We start from the raw sequence: 18,417 nt of genomic DNA, 5'->3' as shown, positions 1-18,417 counted from the left end.
GGTCGTTCAAACTGGGAGCGATAGAAAGGCCTCAACGCTGGATGCCTTCCCGCCCCGGAAACGCAGATCGGCAAGCAAACAAGGAGACCAAAATGTCCAAGCTGCTGAAGATCACTGCGGTCGCCGCCGCCCCCGTCGTGGCCCTGAGCCTGATGGCCGCTCCGGCTTCCGCGCAATCGCGCGATCGCGACAACACCGGCCGTAACGCCCTGATCGGCGCCGCCGTGGGCGGTCTGGCCGGCGCCATCTATGGCAATGGCGACGGCAGCTACATCGCGGGCGGTGCGCTTGCCGGCGCGGCGCTGGGCGCGGTGGCCTCCAACCGCGGATCGGGCTGCGAATACTACCGCGGCGGCCAATGCTACCGTAATCAAGGCCATTGGGAGCGCGAGCACGGCATCGACCGCAGCCGCTCGGGCTACGACTACCGCTACGACGGCCGCCGTTACGACTCGCGCTATGACCGCCGCGACTATCGCAACAATCGCGACTACCGCTACGACCGCCGCTGGTAAGCATTCGACAGTTTAGATGACTGGAAGGGCCCGTCCGGCAAGGACGGGCCCTTTTCGCGTCAGCCCATGAGGCGGCGCATCAGGGCCGAAGTGGACGGATCAAGGTCCGCCGAGGGGCCGCCCGCGTCCAAGTCCTTCAGGATCGCCTTGGCCAGGACCTTGCCCAGTTCGACGCCCCATTGGTCGAAGCTGTTGATGTCCCAGATCACGCCCTCGACGAAGGTTTTGTGCTCATACAGGGCCAGCAGCGCGCCCAGGGTTTCGGCCGTCAGCCGCTCCATGACAATGGCGGTCGACGGACGGTTGCCGGTGAAGGTGCGGTGGGACGCCAGGCGCGTCGCCTCTTGCTCCGACAATCCTTGCGCCAACCCCTCGACCTTGGCGGCCTCGGTCGTCTTGCCCAGCATCAGGGCCTGGCCCTGGGCCAAGGCGTTGGACCAGAGCGGCGATTCCGGCGCATCCGCATGCGTTTTGGCGACGATCACGAACTCCGCCGGCACCACCTCCGGTCCCTGGTGGATCTGCTGGAAGAAGGCGTGTTGGCCGTTGGTGCCCGGCTCGCCGAAGACGACGGGGCAGGTCTGACGCGTCACCGGCGTGCCGTCGCGATGCACCCGCTTGCCGTTCGACTCCATCTCCAGCTGCTGCAGGAAGGACGACAGGCGGCGCAGGGCGTGGGCGTAGGGGGCGACGGTGCGGGCGGGCCGGTTCAGGCCATCGACGTTGAACACCTGGGCCAGCGCCAACAGGACCGGCGCGTTCCGCTCCAGCGGCGCCGACACGAAATGCTCGTCCATCGCGGCGGCGCCCGCCAGCATCCGTTCGAACACGTCCCAGCCCAGGGCGATGCCGCACGACAGGCTGACCGCCGACCACAGCGAATAGCGCCCGCCGACCCAGTCCCGGAAGGCGAAGGTGCGGCCGCAGCCGAAGGCCGCCGCCTTGTCCGGCGCCGCCGTCACCCCGATGAAATGTTTGGTCATCCCCTCGGCCGGCAGCGACGCCGCCAGCCAAGCCTTGGCCGCCTCGGCGTTGGCCAAGGTTTCCTGCGTCGTGAAGGTCTTGGACACGACCACCACCAGGGTGGTCTCGGGATCCAGGCCGGTCAGCGCCTCGGCCATGTCGCGCGGATCGATGTTGGCGACGAAGCGCAGGTCGATGGCCGGGTCCAGCGGGCGCAGGGCGTCCCAGACCACGCGCGGCCCCAGGTCCGACCCGCCGATGCCGACGTGGACGATGGCCTCGAACGTCTTGCCCGTCGCGCCCGCCTCGGCGCCCGACCGCACCGCATCGGCATAGGCCTTCATGTCCGCCCGCACGGCGTCCACCTCGGCCGAAACCGGCTCGCCCAAGGCCTTGAAGTCAGCGCCCGGCGCGGCGCGCAGAGCCGGATGCAGGACCGCCCGCCCTTCCGTCAGATTGACGGCCTCGCCGGCGAACAGGGCCGCGCGACGCCCTTCGACGTCGCTGGCGCGCGCCAGGTCCAGACAGGCGTCGAAGGCGGCCTTGGTCCAGCTCTGTTTCGACAGGTCCAGATAGAGCCCCGCCGCCTCGACCGACATCCGCGCCAGCCGGTCGGGATCGGCGGCGAACTGGTCCACGATCCGCGCGGAGGCGGCCTCGGCGGCGGCTTGGTCGAAGGCGGTCCAGGCGGCGTCGCGGGTCATCGTCGTCTCCATCGGGAATGACAGGGTAAACACTCGTTTACGGCTGGGGCGTATTCAGGTTCAACGTCCCAGCGGACGCTGAAACAGGAAGTCACCTCCATGTCCTGCGGCCTTGCTCTCACGATCGCCCTGGCGATGTCCAATCCGTCCGTCGCCCTCGCCGCCGAACAGCCGGCCGCCGCGCCCGGCGCGCCGGTCTCGGTGGCGGGTGAGCCGCTGTTCGCCGACATCATCTCGCGCTCGGCCAGCCTGAAGGCCGTGGTCGACGGCTGGGCCGCCGCCAAGGCCGCCGACGACGCCGCCTTCTTCACCAGCCAGGCCTTCACCGGCTTCAAGGCCCAGGCCGAACAGCTGGCCGCCCTGGATATGCAGGGCCACCTGATCCTGAAGGAACGCGGCACCGACGGCGATCTGAAATGCATCCTGCGCGGCATTTCCGAGGACATGCCCAAGAAGGTTCAGGCCGTTCAGGCCGCCGCCAACCCGGCCGAACGCGCGGTCGCCCTGTCGGAACTGTCCTATCTGCTGAACGACAACGTCGAAGTCATCTCCGCCCCGCCCAAGCCGGAAGTTTGACGCCTTCTAGAGGGCGGCCAGCGCCTCCAGCACGCCCTTGCCGTAGCGATCCAGCTTGGATTGGCCGACGCCGGAAATGGCGCCCAGACTGTTCAGGTCGCCCGGCTCGGCGTGGGCGATCTCCAGCAGCGTCCGGTCCTGGAAGATGACATAGGGCGGGACGTGCTGTTCCGAGGCGCGGTCGCGGCGCCAGGCCCGCAAGGCCTCGAACCGGGCGCGAACGTCCGCGTCCATCGCCTCCAGCGCCGCATTGCGCCCTTCGCCCGATCGGTCACGACGGCGCGGGGCGGTATCGGCCTTCAGCGGCGCGCGACGCACCTCGATCTGGCGCTCGCCGCGATAGACGGCCCGCACCGCCTCGGAATCGCCCAGCCCGACGAGCGGTTTGCCGTCGTTGGGATCCTCGGCCAGCAGACCTTCGAACAGCAGGTGATCGACGATCTCGCGCCAGCTGTTCAGCGAGATCTCGCGCCCGATGCCCCAGGTGGACAGTTGCTGCTCCCACGGCTGCACGTCCTTGGTGCGGGCGGTCAGGTGATCGACGACGCGACCCCTCCCGAACCTGCCGCCCAGGCGCTGCACCGCCGCCAACGCCTTCTGGGCCGGGACGGTCGCATCATAGAGCTGGGGCGGGTCGCCGCAGATGTCGCAGACGCCGCAAGGCTGGGCGTCATGCTCGCCGAAGTATCGCCGCACGGCCTGGGCGCGACAGACGGCGCCGTCCAGCATGGCGAACAGCTGGCGGGTTTTGCGCACCTGGACCGATTTGACCTCCTCGGCCATCGGACGGCTGTCCAGCCGACGCAAGGACCAGGCGATATCGGACGGCCCATACAGGGTGATGCCCTCGGCCGGCTCGCCGTCGCGCCCGCCGCGCCCAATCTCCTGCCAATAGGCCTCCAGCGAACCAGGCGGATCGGCGTGGATGACGAAGCGCACGTCGGCCTTGTCGACGCCCATGCCGAAGGCGATGGTCGCGACCATCACGGCGCCCTCCTCGGCCAGGAAGCGTTCCAGCCGGCGGTCACGCTCCTTCGTGTCCATGCCGGCGTGATAGGCGATGGCGTTGGTCCCGGCGTCGCGCAGCGCCTGGGCCACGCGGTCGCAGCCGTCGCGGCTGCCGCAATAGACGACGCCCGACTTGCCTCGCCGTTCGCGCACGAGTTCGATGACCCGCGCATCGGTCTTGGCCCGAGACGCGCTCTCCTTGCGCTCTGCCGAAAGTTGCAGGTTCGGACGCGCGAAACTGTCGACGAAGACCGTCGCCTCTTCCAGCCTCAGCGAGCGCAGAATGTCGTCGCGCGTGCGGGCGTCGGCGGTCGCCGTCACCGCGATGCGCGGCACATCGGGAAACCGCTCGGCCAGCAGACCCAGGTTTCGATAATCGGGGCGGAAGTCGTGGCCCCATTGCGAAACGCAGTGCGCCTCGTCGATGGCGATCAGGCTCAGCGGCAGTTCGGTCAGACGATCCATCATGGCGCCCGCCGCCAGGCCTTCCGGCGAGACATAGAGCAGGTCCAGATCCCCCGACCGCGCCGCCGCCCAGATGGCCGAGCGCTCGTCCAGCGACACCCCGGAATCCAGCCGCGCCGCCGCGACGCCCTGCTGCTTCAACGCCTCGACCTGATCGGTCATCAGGGCGATCAGCGGCGACACCACCAGCCCCAGTCCGGGGCGCAGGATGGCCGGGATCTGATAGCAGACGCTCTTGCCGCCGCCGGTCGGCAAGACCGCCAGCACATCGCCGCCCGACAGGATCTGCTCGACCACCCGCCCCTGCAGCCCCCGGAAGTCGGCGTGACCCCACACACGCGCCAACAGCGCCCGCGCGTCGCTCAGGTCAGGCGTATCGGTTGGGGAGAATTGGGGGCGCGCGGCCGGCATCCTTAAGCTGTGCACTCTTTGTTCCCGAACAGAAGGCGCCGCCGGCCGCGATGGCGACCGGCGACGACGTCATAGGGGGAAGATTTTAGTGGGCGGGCGCTTCGGCGAACTGGCCGCCGACGCGGTAGCGCCACAGATAGGACGGGGCGATCGCCGCCATGCCGGCCGGATGCTCGATGCCCAGATCGCTGAGGCCGAACGCATCGGCGGCGACCACATTGTCCTTCTCCAGCATCAGCACCTGATCGCGCGTCAGCGGCGGGGTCAGGCCGACGAACCGGCTCAGTTGCAGCAGCGAACCCAGGGGCTTGGCGACGATGAAGGGCACCGAAACCAGCATCCGGTCACGGCCCGTTTCGCGACGCACCAACTCCAGCACTTCCCGGAAGGTGTACAGGCTCGGCCCGCCCAGTTCATAGGTGCGGCCCGCGGCGTCCGCGCGGGTCACGCCGCGCGCGATGGCCTCGGCGACATCGCCGACATAGACCGGCTGGAACCGGGTCTCGCCGCCGCCGATCAGCGGCAGGGCCGGCGCCATCGTCGCCATGGCGGCGAAGCGATTGAGGAAGCTGTCGCCCGCGCCGAAGACCAGCGACGGACGCAGGATCACCGCATCCGGATAGACGGCGCGAACGGCCGCCTCGGCCTGGGCCTTGGTGCGACCATAGGCCGAAGGGCTGGCGGCGTCGGCGCCGATGGCCGAGATCTGCACCAGGCGCTCAACGCCCGCCGCCTTTGCGGCCTCTGCGATGGTCTTGGCCGCCTCGGTATGAACGGCGTCGAAGCCGCGCTTGCCGCCTGCGTCATGCAGCACGCCGACCAAGTTGACGACGGCGTCCGCGCCGCGCACGGCCTGCGCCACATCCGTCGGGTTGGTGATGTCGCAGCGCATGAACTGGATCTGGCCGGGATCGCCCAGCGGCTGGATTTCGATCGCCAGGACCGGGTTGCGCACGGCGACCCGAATGCGCCAGCCGCGACGCGCCAGGGCGCGCACCGCCTGCGACCCGATAAAGCCCGAACCTCCAAAGAGGGTCACGACGCCGGGGGCGAGGTCAGCCATGGGGAAAGCTCCAGTCGAAATCCGTTTCGGCGGGATAGACGATAGGGCGCCGCACCGCAACGCGGGCCTTCACGGTCACGCTGGCGTTCGACGCGCGGCCGCCCATCTGAGGCGAATGAAGCTTTTCACCATTGGCTACGAGGGCGCGACCCAGGCCGACGTCATCGCGCGGCTGAAGACGGCCGGCGTGCAGACCCTGGTCGATGTCCGCGCGGTCGCCGCATCCCGCCGCGCCGGCTTTTCTAAGACGATCCTGGGCGAGAGCCTGAAGGTCGAAGGGATCGACTATGTCCACCTGCGCGGGCTGGGCACGCCCAAGGCGGGACGTGACGCGGCGCGCAAGGGCCGTGTCGACGAGATGCGCGCCATTTTCGCCGATCACTTGGCCGAGCCCCAGGCGAAGATCGAATACGAGCGGCTGAAGGCGCTGGCGGCCGACAAACCCGTCGCCCTGCTGTGCTTCGAGGCCGACCACGCCGGCTGCCACCGGGCCGTCCTGGCGGAACGGCTGTCGGCGGAAACCGGCGTGGCGGTCGTGGACCTCTAGGCTTATGGCCTTCCGACCAGCTGATCGACCGAACCGCTGGTGACCGGGTGATAGAGCGGCCGGGCCTCGGCGTAGATGCGACGGGCGTTAGCGCGGCCCCAGTCGCCCTCGTTCCACAGGGTCTGGAACAGCGGCAGGACGAACTTGCGACGACCTTGGCTGGTCAGGAACTTCTCGGCCGTGGCGACCGACGGCTGATAGCGATGGGCCAGGGCGATCTGCAGCCAGGCGAAGGTCAGTTCGGCGTTGCCTTCGTTCGCCAGGTTCAGCGTCCGCTCCAGATCGGCCAGTTGCGCATTCGTCAGCCAGTCGGCGCCCGTCCGCAGGCCCTCGGGACGCCAGCCCAGGAAGCGCTGCCGCTGCTGGGTGTTCCAGTCCGCCCACGGAATGGCCGAGGCCGGCCCCTTGTCCTTGAAGAAGGCGACGGCGGCCGCATCCACCGGCTCGAAGGCGTGGGACACCGGCGCGACGGCGTTGGACGGCAGGCCGGGCTGATAGACCCAGGCGTCCATCTGCAACTGGCTTTCCAGCTCTGCGTCGCCCTTGATCAGGTTGTCGCGGATGTCTTGCAGGAACATGGCCGTGGTCATCGGGCGATAGGCGTTGCGATCGAAATAGCCGCGCAGCCAGGCGTCAAACCGATCCCGCCCGACGGTGCGTTCGATGGTCCGCAGGAACAGGGCGCCCTTCTCATAGGCGATATCGTTCATGCCGTCGTCGGGATCGCGGCCCTTCAGGTCCAGGTGCAGGCGGGTGTCCGCCGCCGGCAGGGACTTCAGCGTATCCTGGAGGCTGTCCCAGCCCAGCACCTGCTCCTGCATGGCGCGGTCATGGCCATAGACCGACTCCATGATCCGGTTCTCGAAATAGACGGTGAAGCCTTCGTTCAGCCAGAAGTCGTCCCAGGTGGCGTTCGTGACCAGATTGCCCGACCAGGAGTGCGCCAGTTCGTGCGCGACCAGCGAAACCAGCGAACGGTCCCCGGCGATGATGGTCGGGGTGGCGAAGGTCAGTTTCGGGTTCTCCATCCCGCCGAACGGGAAGGAGGGCGGCAGGACCAGGAGGTCGTAGCGGCCCCAGCGATAGGGGCCGTACAGCTTCTCGGCCGCCGTCACCATCTGGGCGGTCGGCTCCAGTTCCGATTGGGCGGCGCGCAGGCGGCTGGGCTCGGTCCAGACCCCGGTGCGGCCGTCGAACGGCGCAAAGGCGATATCGCCAACGCCCAGCGCGATCAGATAGGGCGGGATCGGATTGTCCATCCGGAAGCGCCAGGTCTTCATCCCGTTTGCGGCCCGCTCGCCGTTGGGCGTCAGGTGATCGGCGCTCATGACCACCGTCAGGTCTTCGGGCGCGGTGATGCGGGCCGAATAGGTCTGGCGGATGCCGGGGCTGTCCTGGGTCGGCACCCAGGTGCGGGTCAGGATCGCCTGGCCCTGGCTGAACAGATAGGGCTTCTGTCCACCCGCCGTCTGGCTGGGGTTCAGCCATTGCAGGGCCGCCGCATTCGGACGGGTCGAATAGCGGATGGTGATCTTGCGTCGCTCATTGGCGGCGAAGGCCGGGAAATAGACCGTCAGCGGCTGGCCCAGGACGGCGTCGTTGTCGCCAACGACATAGCGCAGCGGCTGACCCGCCGCGTCGCGCACGTCCTGAATGTCGAGGTCGCGGATATCCAGCACGATCTCGTTGGCGCCCGGGATCGCCAGGATGTCCAGGGTCGCCGTGCCCGCCAGGGTCTTGGCGTTGAAGTCGGCGGTCAGATCCAAGGCGACATCGACGACGCGGGCGATTTCGGGCCGGGCGTGGGTGTGGACGTCCACCGCTTCGGGACCGGGCGCCGGAGCGATGGCGGGCGGGGTCATGGCCGACCCTCCCGTCGTGGTGGAGCAGGCGCTCAGACCCATGGCGGCGGCCAGGGCGAGGGCGGAGACGAGACCGAGCGCTTTGCGCGTCATCGAGGTTTTCCTGGGCTGATCTTGACGATTGGCCCGGAGAACGCGCGGAAACGCGAAAAAGATCAAGCCTTGGCGGCGACCGGCGCGTGATGGGCCCGGAACAGCCGTCCCCGCTCGGCGAACAGCACCCAGCCCAGCGCGATCAGGCCGAAGACCGTGAAGCCGACCGACATCGGAATGGTCGTGCCGTTGAACTGTTGGCCCACCGCAAAGCCCAAGAGAGAGCCGATGATGGTGGAGACGAAGCCCTGGATCGAGGCGGCGGTGCCCGCGATCTTGCCCATCGTCTCCATCGCCATCGATCCGAAATTGCCCGCGATCAGGCCGAAACAGAACATGGTCAGGGTCTGCAGCACCGCAAAGGTCCAGATCGATTCATGACCGCTGATCGCCACCCCCGCATGGATGGCCGCGATGCTGGTGAAGCCGATCAGGGCGGTGTGCGAAATCTTGCGCGAGCCCAGCTTGACCACCAGTCGCGCATTGACGATCGAGGCCACGGCGATGCCGCCCGCGATCAGGGCGAAGATGGCCGGAAACGCCGCCTCGGCGTGAAAGACGTCGGCGAAGATCTGCTGCGACGAGTTGATGAAGCCGAACAAGGCCCCGGTGATCGCCGTCATGGCCAGGGTGTAGCCGACGGCGGTGCGGTCGGTCAGGGCGATCTTGTAGGCTGAGGCCAGGCGCTTGACCTGGATCGGCAGGCGATCCTCGGGCTTCAGCGTTTCGGGCAGACGCAACGACGCCCAGACGATCAGGCCGACCCCGATCAGGCCCAGCCCGGCGAAGATCCAGCGCCACGGCCCGACCAGCATGATCATCTGACCCAGCGACGGCGCCAGGATCGGCACGCCCAGGAAGACCAGGAAGCTGAAGGACATGACCCGCGCCATCGTCCGCCCCTCATACCGGTCGCGCACGATGGAGACGGCCAGCACGCGGGTGCAGGCGCTGCCCAGCCCTTGGCCGACGCGGGCCATGATCAGCGTCTCGAACGTCGGGGCCAGGGTCGCCAGCAGGCTGAACATCACATAGACGCCGACGCCGAACAGCAGGACGGGCTTTCGCCCGAACCGATCCGCCAACGGACCGTAGAACAGCTGCGCCCCGCCGAAGCCCAGCAGATAGGCCGTCACAACCCATTGCCGGTCGTTGTCGGTCGCCACCTTCAGGTCGGCGCCGATGTGCGGCAGGGCCGGCAGCATGGAATCGATCGCCAGCGCATTCAGCGCCATCATCAGGGCGATGAGGCAGACGAACTCGACGAAGCCGAGCTCCTTCTTGGCGGGCGCTGACGCAAGGGAAGAAGACATCCGGGCCAGATGCGCCGTCACGCTCCGATCCGCAACCGCACGCCCGTCATAAATTGCTGCAATGCAGCGAAATCGGGTTTGAACGGGCGGCGCCTCGCCAAAGCCGCGAAGCTTCGCTAGAGGAAGTCATGACAGAACAGATGACAGCACAGGCGGCGCTGGACCGCCTCGAAACCCTCTACACCCAATCCGTGACCAACCTGCGCGACGCCGTGCGGGATTTCGTCAACACCGGCGCGCGGCCCGATCCGGTCAAACGCGCCGAAGGGGTGTTCGCCTATCCCGAACTTCGCATCCGCTGGGACGGGGATCGCCCCCAGGACCTGGAGCCGCGCGCCTACGCCCGGCTGTCGAGACAGGGCAGCTATTCGACCACGGTCACGCGGCCGGACCTTTTCCGCCCCTATCTGACCGAACAGCTGGGCCTGCTGGAGCAGGAATACAATGCGACCTTCGAGGTCGGCGTCTCGCGCCAGGAAATCCCCTTCCCCTATGTAACCGACGGGCTGGAGGTCGCGCTGGACCGGTCGATGACGGCGGCCCTGGCGCGCTGGTTCCCCACCACGGACCTGGCCCATATCGGCGACGAGATCGCCGACGGCCTGTTCGAAATGGGCGGCGACTTCCCCCTGTCGCACTTCGACGGCCTGCGGACCGACTTCTCGCTGGCGCGACTGAAACACTACACCGGCACGCCGGTGGACGACGTTCAGTCCTATGTCCTGTTCACCAACTACAATCGCTACGTCGACGAGTTCGTGCGCTGGGCCATCGAGCAGCTTCGGACGCCCGGCTCGCCGTATCAGACCCTGTCCTGCGCCGGCGGGGTGGTGATCACGCGCGACACGCCCAACCCCGAGGCGGCGATCAGCGACACGGCCTGGAAGAAGCACCAGATGCCGGCCTATCACCTGACCGCGCCGGGCCATAAGGGCGTGACCCTGGTCAACATCGGCGTCGGCCCGTCCAACGCCAAGACGATCACGGATCACCTGGCGGTCACCCGTCCGCACGTCTGGCTGATGATCGGTCACTGCGGCGGCCTGCGCGCCAGCCAAACCATCGGCGACTACGTCCTGGCCCACGCCTATCTGCGCGACGATCACGTTCTGGACGCGGTGTTGCCGCCCGACATTCCGATCCCGTCGATCGCCGAGGTTCAGCGCGCGCTCTATGACGCCACCAAGTCGGTCAGCGGCATGCCGGGCGACGAGGTCAAGCTGCGCCTGCGCACCGGCACCGTCGTCACCACCGACGACCGGAACTGGGAGCTGCGCTATTCCAAGTCTGCCCTGCGCTTCAACCAGTCCAGAGCCGTCGCCATCGACATGGAAAGCGCCACCATCGCGGCCCAGGGCTATCGCTTCCGCGTGCCCTACGGGACGCTGCTTTGCGTGTCGGACAAGCCGCTGCACGGCGAGATCAAACTGCCGGGTCAGGCCAACCGCTTCTACGAAGGTTCGATCTCCGAACACCTTCAGATCGGCATCCAGGCGGTCGATCTGATGCGCAGCGAAGGCTCAAAGCTGCACTCGCGCAAGCTGCGCGCCTTCGACGAACCGCCGTTCCGGTGATCCCGGCCGTCTCCTCCCCACAGCGTGGGGAGGGGGACCGCGCGAAGCGGGGTGGAGGGGTTCTTAACGTCGCACGGGCGCTGCGATGCAGCAAGAAACCCCTCCGTCTCTCCGCTACGCTTCGAGCCACCTCCCCATGAAATGGGAGGAGACAGGCTCAGACCGCCGCCTTCTCCAAGGTGCCGGGCTCGACCGGGCTGGGCGCGGTGGTCGCCTTGCGGGTGTCCTGACGGCGCGGCAAGCGCCACACCTGGTGCGAACGATAGCTCGATCCATCCCAGGCCAGGGCCGTGACGGTGATGGTCTTGGCGTCCCAGTCGATCTGGTTGAAGCCGGGCGGCGCGCCGCGCTCGCGGTGCGACAGCGTCCCGCATCCGACGGCGTAGGAGCAGCGGTCCGCCAGCGGGATCGGCATGGCGAACGGCACATGGACGTGGCCCGTCATGATCAGATCGACGCCTGCCTCGGCGAAGATCAGGGCCGCCTCGTCGCCGCGCTTGACGTCGCCGGTCATCGGCGTGCCGACCATCTCGATCAGCGGATGGTGACAGGCCAGGATCCGCAGCGCGCCGATCGGCGCCTGACGCAGGGCCTCGGCCGCACGCCGCGTCTGGTCCAGGTCGATGACGCCCTTCGACCAGTTGGGCCGCGCCTGCCAGCCGCGCGCGGTGACGACGCCGCGCACCATGACCGTGTCGCTGCGGAACTGGCCGTCGTGGGCGGGAAAGCCGGTCTCGGTCTCGAAGGCGCGCCAGGGATGGAAGACCCGCGCGACGGCGTCCCAATAGGGCACGTCATGATTGCCCACGATGACGAAGCGCGGCTCGGGCATGGCCCGCATCCATTCGCCCGCCGCCTTGAACTCGTCGGGGAAACCCTTTTGCGTGATGTCGCCGGTGATCAGCACCAGATCGTTGGGCGTGGCGTGGGCGTATTCGAGAGCGGCCGCGCAGGCGCGCTTGTGCTCGCAGCCGAAGTGAACGTCGGAAAACTGAAGAACGCGTCCCATCAGATGCTGTCCTCAGCCGACGGCGGCTTGGGCGCCAGCGCCTTGAAGGCCTTGGGGACGAAGCGGATCACGGCCTCGGGCTTCAGCAGCAGCGGCTCGCCGTCGATGACCGCCGGGATCTTGGAGCGCGCGCGCACCTCGATCCGTTTCGCGGGTCGGGTCGAGACGGCCGGATCGTGGCGCCAGTCGCTGAACAGGGCGGTCGCGGCCAAGCGGAAGGCCTGAGTCGCATCGCTGGGGTCCATGGCGGCCGCTTCCAGTCCGATGGGGTCCTCCATCGCCTTGGAGATCATTGGGCTGATCAGCACCAGCGCCTCGGTCCGGCGTTTTTCCCCGCCGTCCAAGGCGAAGCGCAGGCGACCCGAAAACGCCCGCTTCAGCGCGCGACGGCCGTATTGCCAAGCCAGTTTGATCTTGCCGGTCCGCATCGCCTCGCGCGCCGGGGCCCACAGCGCCGGCGATCCCAGAATGGCGGCGCAATAGAAGTATTCGCCCTGAACCTCGCCGCCCGATACGGCCTGAGGCTCGCCCTCCTCCAGCGCGCGCTTCAGCGCCAGCTTCCAGTCGGCGGTGCCATACAGCGCCTTGGGCAGCATGTTCATCGTGCCGCCCGGAAGGGGCGCGATCATCGGACCGTCCGGCTTGGCCTTCGACGCCACCGAGCGCGCCGTGCCGTCGCCCGCCAGAACGAAGATGACGTCCGGCTTGGCGGCGAAGGCGTCGGCGATGATCTGGTCGAAGTTGCCCCCTTCGAACGACACGACCTCGGCCTTGAGATCATACTGCACCAACAGGGCTTCGGCCTCGCCGGCGGCGCGTGGACCGACGCTGCCTGACAGCGGATTGACCAGCATCACGGCGTGCCGGATCTGCGCGTGGGGCGTCAACGCAGTTTTGTCGTCTGCATCGGAGGGGGGTTGGGCGACATCGGTCATGGCGGCCGAACGCCCCGCAGGCGCCGTCGTTCCGCCCAAGCGTCACCATAGTTTCAGACCCAGCTTGTCTGTGCGGAACCTATGCCGCGAGGACACGTTTGCTGCCCACAGGGGCCAACACCCAGGGACAAAGGAATTCATTATGAAAAAGGCGATTATCGCGATTGCCGGCGCCGGCCTGCTGGCTTCGGCCTGCGCCAGCGACCCGTACGGCTATAACAACGGCTCGAACGAAACCGTCCGCCAAGGCGCCATCGGCGCCGGCCTGGGCGCCGTCGCCGGCGCCATCATCGGCAACAACGTCGGCGGCGGCAACGCTGCGACCGGCGCCCTGATCGGCGGCGCCCTGGGCGGCACGGCCGGCGCCATCCGCGGCTCCAACCAGGACCGCAACAACCAGCAGCGCTACCGCGACAATCAAGGCCGCTACTACTACTGCTACGATAATCGCCAGGACGAGTGCTACTGGGACAACGGTCAGCGCCGTTATTGATCAGTGATCAAATGCCGGTCGCGAAGGTCCGCGACCGGCGCTAGGTTGAAGAGGCGGCCTGTCGGACGACGGGCCGCCTCTTTTGCGTAATGGGCCGGCCGAGCCGGAGGAGGGCTGAGATGAAGCGATCGATGGGTCTGGCTGTGGCGGCCATGGGTGTGCTGGCGGCGTGCGCGCCGATGCCCAAGCGCGAGGCGCTGGTGGTGGGCGAATCGCTGTGCGCGCCGGGGCGTTTCGATATCTACTTCCTGGAGAATCAGGCGCGGCTGACCGAGCCGGCGGCGATGGTGCTGAAGGCGGCGGCGAACAAGGCGAAGGATTGCGACGTGCGCAAGGTGCGCGTGGTTGGCCTGGCCGACGCCACGGGAACGCCCGAAGCCAATCTGAACCTGTCGCAGCGGCGCGCGCGGACGGTGGTCGAGGCGCTCACCCAGGCGGGTATGCCCGCGCCGATCTTCGAGCTGAACGCCGCAGGCGATGCGGGCGCCACAACGGCAGCCGGCAATGACGAACCGCTGCGGCGCCGTGCGGAAGTGATCTACGAGGCCTATCCGCGCTGATCGACGCGGGGCGGGCGCAGCGATGGCGCGGGGATGCGTGACGCATTAGGTTGCGGCGCTCCCCTCGCCTGCCGGAACACGCGTTTGCGCCTCTTCGCCCTTCTCCTCGGCCTGCTGTTTAGTTTGACGGGCGTTTCAGCGGCCGTCGCCCAGCCGGTGCAGAGCCAGCCCACGGGCGTCGTCGCCTTCGGACCGCAGCGGACCGAGCGGATCGAGGCCGAACTGGTCCCGATGTCGCAATGGGTCGCGCCCGGTTCGACGACCGTGGTGGCGGTGCGCCAGAAGATCGCGCCCGGCTGGCACACCTATTGGCGCAATCCCGGCGACAGCGGCGGCGCGACCAGCCTGATCTGGACCCTGCCCGCCGGGGTGACCGCCGATCCGATCCTGTGGCCCCTGCCCAGCCGCCAGCGGCTGATGAGCCTGATGAACTATGGCTATTCGGGCGCGGTGCTCTTGCCCGTGCCGATCCATGTGCCGCCGACGACGCGGCCGGGCGAAGTGCTGACTCTGACGACGGATGTGCTGTTTCTGGTGTGCAGCGATCAGATGTGCGTGCCCGAGCCGATGACCCTGTCGCTGGCCCTGCCGGTGCGCGAGGGCGCAGCGCCCCTGGCCAAACCTTGGGGTGAAGAGATCGAGCGGCTGGTCGAAACCGCGCCGCGACCGGCCGGGATCGAGGCGCGCGTCACGCGTCAGGGCGGCCAGCTGATCCTGACCGCGACCGGCGGCCCCCTATCTGGTGACCAGGCGGGCGCCGACATCAGCCAAGTCTATTTCTATCCTTTCGACGGCGGGCGCATCGACCATGCGGCGGCCCAGTCGGGTCAGCGGGGGCCCAACGGCCTGACGCTGACGCTGGCGCCCGGCAAGGAAACGGCGACAACGGCGCTGAGCGGGGTCCTGGCGACCGACAAGGGCGCGTGGGAGATCACGGCGGAGCCGGGCGCGCCTCTGGCGGGCGCCCAAGGCGGCGAGGCGCTGAAGCCGCTGGACGAGACCACGGCCACGCCGGCGAAGACCGGCGCTTTGGTCTTCCTTCAGGCCCTGGGACTAGCGCTGCTGGGCGGGCTGGTGCTGAACCTGATGCCGTGCGTCTTCCCGGTTCTGGCGATGAAGGCGGCGTCGCTGTCGGCGGCGGCGCATGATCCGGCGCGGGCGCGGCGCGACGGCCTGGCCTTCACCGCCGGGGTGCTGGTCAGTTTTCTGGTTCTGGCCGGCGCCCTGCTGGCGTTGAGGGCGGCGGGTCAGGCGATCGGCTGGGGGTTCCAGCTTCAGTCGCCGGGCGTGGTCGCGGCTCTGGCCCTGGTCATGCTGCTGGTCGGGCTGAACCTGTCGGGCGTCTTCCATGTCGGCGCCGGATTGCAGAACGCGGGGTCTGGTCCCCTGTCGCGCCTGCCCGGATCGGCGGGCGCCTTCTTCACCGGCGTTCTGGCCGTGGTCGTCGCCGCGCCCTGCACCGCGCCCTTCATGGCCGCAGCGCTCGGCGCGGCCCTGATCCTGTCCTGGCCGATGGCGCTGGCCGTGTTCCTGATGCTGGGGCTGGGTCTGGCCCTGCCCTATCTGGCGGTCAGCCTGTCGCCCGGTTTGCTGTCGCGCCTGCCGCGACCCGGCGTCTGGATGGAGCGGCTGAAGGGTCTTCTGGCCTTTCCAATGTATGGGGCGGCGCTGTGGCTGCTGTGGGTGTTCACGCGACAGGGCGGCGTCGAGGCCATGGGCCTGCTGCTGACGGCGGCGCTGCTGCTGGCCCTGGCGGCCTGGTTGACGGGTCTGGCGCAAGCGGCGCGCCAGCGTGATGAACGGCCGATCCTGACCACGATCTGCGCGATCGTCGTCGGCGTTCTGGCGCTGGGCCTGGCAGGCGTTGCGGCGGGTGCGGCGCGGAGTGCGGACGCCGCGCCGCAAGGCGACAGCGGCCCGCTGGCGGCCCAGCCCTGGTCGGCGGCGGCGGTGAATGCAGCGACCGCGTCGGGACGCCCCGTGCTGGTCAATCTGACCGCCGACTGGTGCGTGACGTGCAAGATCAACGAACGCGCGGCCCTGTCTTCGCCCCGTGTCGCCAAGGCGATGCGCGAGGCGAACGCCGCCTATCTGGTCGGCGACTGGACCCGGCGCGACGACGCCATCACCCGCGAGCTTCAGGCGCATGGGCGTTCGGGCGTGCCGCTGTATCTGCTGTATCGACCGGGCCGGGCCGAGCCGGAAATCCTGCCGCAGCTGTTGACCGAGGGGCTGGTCGTGGATGCGCTGAAGGATTGAGCGTCAGCTCAGGAACCGCTGCACCGCCGCCAAGAACCGCTGCGGCTGCTGCATCATCACCTGATGTTCGGCGCCTTCGATCCGCTCGAACCGGGCCGTGCGTGGCAAGCCTTCGAAGCCGTAGCGATACAGCCCCTCCAGCCGGTTGCGCGGCGCATCGGGATCGCGGGTCCAGCCATAGACGACGGTGACCGGGGCGGTGATCTCCGAAAGGCGGGGGCGCAGATCGACGGTTAAGGCTTCATACAGACCCTGGGCCAGGACGCGCCGGTCGCCGCCCTGAAGCCCCAGCCCCTCGAACACCATGTCGCCGGCCAGACCCATGTCCACGCCAAAGGCCGCGACCTGGGACTTCAGCGCCCGATCGCCGAACAGGAGCAGGGCCTGATAGCCCAGCCGGGCCAGGGGCTCGACCTGATCCGATGTGGTGCGGGCGTCGATCAGCGACGGGAAGAAGGGCGATGAATCGACCACCATGACGCGCCCGATCCGGTCGCCCATGTCGGCGGCGACGCGCAGGGCGATCTGGCCGCCCAGCGAATGGCCGATCACGGCGGGCCGGTCGATGCGCTGCTCGCGGATGTAGCGTTCGATCTCGCTGGCGGCAGGGCCGGCCAGACCGCCGCTGACATTGTCGCCGATCTGGGTCTCGCCGAAGCCGCGCAGGGTGACCAGATGCACCCGGTAGCGGTTATCGAGCCGATCCGCCGTCGAGCGCCAGGCCGAGCCGGTCGAACCCAGGCCGGGGATGAAGATGATGTCCGGCCCCCGCCCGCGCGTCTCGACGATGATGCGGCTGGAGCTGAACGCCGGAGCGGCCTGTAACTGCACCTTGGCCTGGACGGCGACCGGGGCGAGGACGAACAGGGTCGCAAGAAGCGAGGCGAAAAGGCGGATCATCATCCGCCCCTAACGCCCGATCACGGCGATCGGTTGACGCGTGCGTGCGACCTATCGCCCCTTGAACTCGGGTTTGCGCTTTTCGACGAAGGCGGACATGCCCTCCTTCTGGTCCTCAAAGGCGAACAGGGAGTGGAACAGGCGACGTTCGAACTGGACGCCTTGGGTCAGGGTCGTCTCCAGCGCGGCGTTGACCATCTCCTTGTTGGCCATGACCGCCAGCGGGCTTTGCGAGGCGATCTTGGCGGCGATCTTGCGCGTTTCGTCCAGCAAGGTTTCATGAGGGAAGACGCGCGAGGCCAGACCGGCGCGTTCGGCCTCCGTCGCATCCATCATCCGGGCCGTCAGGACCATGTCCATGGCCTTGGACTTGCCCACCAGACGGGTCAAGCGCTGGGAGCCGCCGATGCCCGGCGCGACGCCCAGGTTGATCTCAGGCTGGCCGAACTTCGCCTTGTCAGAGGCGACGATGAAGTCGCACAGCATGGCCAGTTCGCAGCCGCCGCCGAGAGCGAAGCCGTTGACCGCGGCGATGATCGGCTTTCTGAACCGGGTGATGCGGTCGTGGCCGAGGGCGAAATAGTTGCCCGTGTACATCTGGGCATAGGTCTGATCCGCCATCTCCTTGATGTCGGCGCCGGCGGCGAAGGCCTTTTCGCCCGAGCCGGTCAGGATCAGGCAGCGCACGCTGTCGTCCTGTTCGACGCTGTCGAGGAAGTCGGCCAGATCCTTGAACAGGGCCGCGTTCAGGGCGTTCAGCGCCTCGGGCCGGTTCAGGATCACCACCGCATAGCCGTCGGCGTGGCGTTCGATCAGCAGGTTGGAATAGGCGTCGGCCATGGTCGGTCTCCTTTGACGACGGTCATACAGGCGCGAGGCGGGGCCCGCTAGCGCAGGCGCTATCGTCGAGGCATCAGCGCCAGGGTCAGGGCGGCGCGGACCAGTTCGACCACGACCACCATGCCCAGCAGAAGATTGGCGGCGATCACCTGGCCCCGCGCGCCCGACAGGTCCAGCGTCCAGCCGAAGACGGACGACAGGGCAAGCATCAGCGCCGAGATCAGGACCAGGCCGACCAGCAGCATCAGGGCGACATGACCCGCCTTCAGCGCCGCCTGAAGCGTCGGCCCCTCGTCCAGCACGCGGGCGCGGCGGCGGAACAGCCGG

Annotated in this window: 16 protein-coding genes and 1 pseudogene; 7 read left to right on the top strand and 10 right to left on the bottom strand. The window is 68.3% G+C overall.

The annotated features are described in order from the left end of the window. Window positions 1-92: 92 nt before the first annotated feature. Window positions 93-515 carry a hypothetical protein gene (locus B3T77_RS00130; RefSeq protein ID WP_055809009.1) on the top strand — a complete coding sequence of 141 codons (423 nt, stop codon included), beginning with the start codon at window positions 93-95 and terminating at the stop codon, window positions 513-515. Between the two features lie 59 nt (window positions 516-574). On the opposite strand, the gene pgi is transcribed toward B3T77_RS00130, so the two are convergent. Then, the gene (pgi, locus tag B3T77_RS00125; protein ID WP_292075852.1) at window positions 575-2,182 is read right to left on the bottom strand and encodes a glucose-6-phosphate isomerase; all 1,608 of its coding nucleotides are present in this window, start codon (window positions 2,180-2,182) and stop codon (window positions 575-577) included. A gap of 99 nt (window positions 2,183-2,281) precedes the next feature. Here pgi and B3T77_RS00120 point away from each other — a divergent pair, with 99 nt between their 5' ends. Next, window positions 2,282-2,758: a hypothetical protein gene (locus B3T77_RS00120; protein WP_292075849.1), complete on the top strand. Its 477-nt coding sequence runs from the start codon at window positions 2,282-2,284 to the stop codon at window positions 2,756-2,758. 6 nt (window positions 2,759-2,764) lie between these two features. Here B3T77_RS00120 and recQ read toward each other — a convergent pair whose 3' ends face one another. Further along, entirely contained in the window at window positions 2,765-4,642 is a 1,878-nt protein-coding gene (gene recQ, locus B3T77_RS00115; protein ID WP_292075847.1) for a DNA helicase RecQ, read from the bottom strand. A gap of 85 nt (window positions 4,643-4,727) precedes the next feature. Further along, window positions 4,728-5,705, bottom strand: a complete 978-nt coding sequence (locus B3T77_RS00110; RefSeq protein WP_292075845.1) for a complex I NDUFA9 subunit family protein — start codon at window positions 5,703-5,705, stop codon at window positions 4,728-4,730. Between the two features lie 115 nt (window positions 5,706-5,820). Here B3T77_RS00110 and B3T77_RS00105 point away from each other — a divergent pair, with 115 nt between their 5' ends. After that, complete coding sequence (locus tag B3T77_RS00105; RefSeq protein WP_292075842.1) at window positions 5,821-6,252, top strand: DUF488 family protein; 432 nt, start codon at window positions 5,821-5,823, stop codon at window positions 6,250-6,252. Between the two features lie 2 nt (window positions 6,253-6,254). Here B3T77_RS00105 and B3T77_RS00100 read toward each other — a convergent pair whose 3' ends face one another. Then, window positions 6,255-8,207 (bottom strand): M1 family metallopeptidase, encoded by a 1,953-nt coding sequence (locus B3T77_RS00100; protein ID WP_292075840.1) that lies wholly within the window; start codon window positions 8,205-8,207, stop codon window positions 6,255-6,257. A gap of 62 nt (window positions 8,208-8,269) precedes the next feature. Then, complete coding sequence (locus B3T77_RS00095; protein ID WP_292075894.1) at window positions 8,270-9,520, bottom strand: multidrug effflux MFS transporter; 1,251 nt, start codon at window positions 9,518-9,520, stop codon at window positions 8,270-8,272. 128 nt (window positions 9,521-9,648) lie between these two features. Here B3T77_RS00095 and B3T77_RS00090 point away from each other — a divergent pair, with 128 nt between their 5' ends. Beyond that, window positions 9,649-11,094, top strand: a complete 1,446-nt coding sequence (locus B3T77_RS00090) for an AMP nucleosidase (RefSeq protein WP_017505461.1) — start codon at window positions 9,649-9,651, stop codon at window positions 11,092-11,094. A gap of 157 nt (window positions 11,095-11,251) precedes the next feature. Here B3T77_RS00090 and B3T77_RS00085 read toward each other — a convergent pair whose 3' ends face one another. After that, window positions 11,252-12,103 (bottom strand): metallophosphoesterase family protein, encoded by an 852-nt coding sequence (locus B3T77_RS00085; RefSeq protein ID WP_292075832.1) that lies wholly within the window; start codon window positions 12,101-12,103, stop codon window positions 11,252-11,254. After that, on the bottom strand, window positions 12,103-13,038 hold the full coding sequence (locus B3T77_RS00080) for a diacylglycerol/lipid kinase family protein (RefSeq protein WP_292075829.1): 936 nt from the start codon (window positions 13,036-13,038) through the stop codon (window positions 12,103-12,105). Before B3T77_RS00080 ends, B3T77_RS00085 begins: the two co-directional genes overlap by 1 nt. Before the next feature lie 142 nt (window positions 13,039-13,180). Here B3T77_RS00080 and B3T77_RS00075 point away from each other — a divergent pair, with 142 nt between their 5' ends. The 3 genes from B3T77_RS00075 to B3T77_RS00065 all read left to right on the top strand — a co-directional run bounded on the left by B3T77_RS00075 (window position 13,181) and on the right by B3T77_RS00065 (window position 16,350). Next, complete coding sequence (locus B3T77_RS00075; protein WP_055754593.1) at window positions 13,181-13,531, top strand: glycine zipper domain-containing protein; 351 nt, start codon at window positions 13,181-13,183, stop codon at window positions 13,529-13,531. Between the two features lie 131 nt (window positions 13,532-13,662). After that, on the top strand, window positions 13,663-14,091 hold the full coding sequence (locus B3T77_RS00070) for an OmpA family protein (protein WP_292075826.1): 429 nt from the start codon (window positions 13,663-13,665) through the stop codon (window positions 14,089-14,091). A gap of 84 nt (window positions 14,092-14,175) precedes the next feature. Beyond that, window positions 14,176-16,350 (top strand): protein-disulfide reductase DsbD family protein, encoded by a 2,175-nt coding sequence (locus tag B3T77_RS00065; protein ID WP_292075823.1) that lies wholly within the window; start codon window positions 14,176-14,178, stop codon window positions 16,348-16,350. A 3-nt stretch (window positions 16,351-16,353) separates the two neighbouring features. Here the strand turns inward: B3T77_RS00065 and B3T77_RS00060 are convergent, their stop codons facing one another. The 3 genes and pseudogenes from B3T77_RS00060 to B3T77_RS00050 form a co-directional block, all read right to left on the bottom strand. After that, entirely contained in the window at window positions 16,354-17,250 is an 897-nt protein-coding gene (locus B3T77_RS00060; protein ID WP_292075820.1) for an alpha/beta fold hydrolase, read from the bottom strand. 51 nt (window positions 17,251-17,301) lie between these two features. Further along, on the bottom strand, window positions 17,302-18,090 hold the full coding sequence (locus tag B3T77_RS00055; RefSeq protein ID WP_292075818.1) for an enoyl-CoA hydratase-related protein: 789 nt from the start codon (window positions 18,088-18,090) through the stop codon (window positions 17,302-17,304). Between the two features lie 59 nt (window positions 18,091-18,149). Beyond that, window positions 18,150-18,417 (bottom strand): annotated as a pseudogene (locus B3T77_RS00050) (hypothetical protein); the annotation flags it as partial.

This window comes from Brevundimonas sp. UBA7838, assembly GCF_002500885.1.
GTDB lineage: Bacteria > Pseudomonadota > Alphaproteobacteria > Caulobacterales > Caulobacteraceae > Brevundimonas > Brevundimonas vesicularis_C.
Note: the sequence above shows the minus strand (reverse complement) of the source record. Positions and strands in the feature narration are given on the sequence as shown.

Bases quoted from the DNA above. Each gene is read 5' to 3' on its own strand.
- B3T77_RS00110 (WP_292075845.1), bottom strand. From the start codon at position 5,705: ATGGCTGACCTCGCCCCCGGCGTCGTGACCCTCTTTGGAGGTTCGGGC.
- B3T77_RS00130 (WP_055809009.1), top strand. From the start codon at position 93: ATGTCCAAGCTGCTGAAGATCACTGCGGTCGCCGCCGCCCCCGTCGTG.
- recQ (WP_292075847.1), bottom strand. From the start codon at position 4,642: ATGCCGGCCGCGCGCCCCCAATTCTCCCCAACCGATACGCCTGACCTG.
- B3T77_RS00090 (WP_017505461.1), top strand. From the start codon at position 9,649: ATGACAGAACAGATGACAGCACAGGCGGCGCTGGACCGCCTCGAAACC.
- B3T77_RS00085 (WP_292075832.1), bottom strand. From the start codon at position 12,103: ATGGGACGCGTTCTTCAGTTTTCCGACGTTCACTTCGGCTGCGAGCAC.
- B3T77_RS00075 (WP_055754593.1), top strand. From the start codon at position 13,181: ATGAAAAAGGCGATTATCGCGATTGCCGGCGCCGGCCTGCTGGCTTCG.
- B3T77_RS00105 (WP_292075842.1), top strand. From the start codon at position 5,821: ATGAAGCTTTTCACCATTGGCTACGAGGGCGCGACCCAGGCCGACGTC.
- B3T77_RS00060 (WP_292075820.1), bottom strand. From the start codon at position 17,250: ATGATCCGCCTTTTCGCCTCGCTTCTTGCGACCCTGTTCGTCCTCGCC.
- B3T77_RS00080 (WP_292075829.1), bottom strand. From the start codon at position 13,038: ATGACCGATGTCGCCCAACCCCCCTCCGATGCAGACGACAAAACTGCG.
- pgi (WP_292075852.1), bottom strand. From the start codon at position 2,182: ATGACCCGCGACGCCGCCTGGACCGCCTTCGACCAAGCCGCCGCCGAG.
- B3T77_RS00070 (WP_292075826.1), top strand. From the start codon at position 13,663: ATGGGTCTGGCTGTGGCGGCCATGGGTGTGCTGGCGGCGTGCGCGCCG.
- B3T77_RS00120 (WP_292075849.1), top strand. From the start codon at position 2,282: ATGTCCTGCGGCCTTGCTCTCACGATCGCCCTGGCGATGTCCAATCCG.
- B3T77_RS00055 (WP_292075818.1), bottom strand. From the start codon at position 18,090: ATGGCCGACGCCTATTCCAACCTGCTGATCGAACGCCACGCCGACGGC.
- B3T77_RS00095 (WP_292075894.1), bottom strand. From the start codon at position 9,520: ATGTCTTCTTCCCTTGCGTCAGCGCCCGCCAAGAAGGAGCTCGGCTTC.
- B3T77_RS00100 (WP_292075840.1), bottom strand. From the start codon at position 8,207: ATGACGCGCAAAGCGCTCGGTCTCGTCTCCGCCCTCGCCCTGGCCGCC.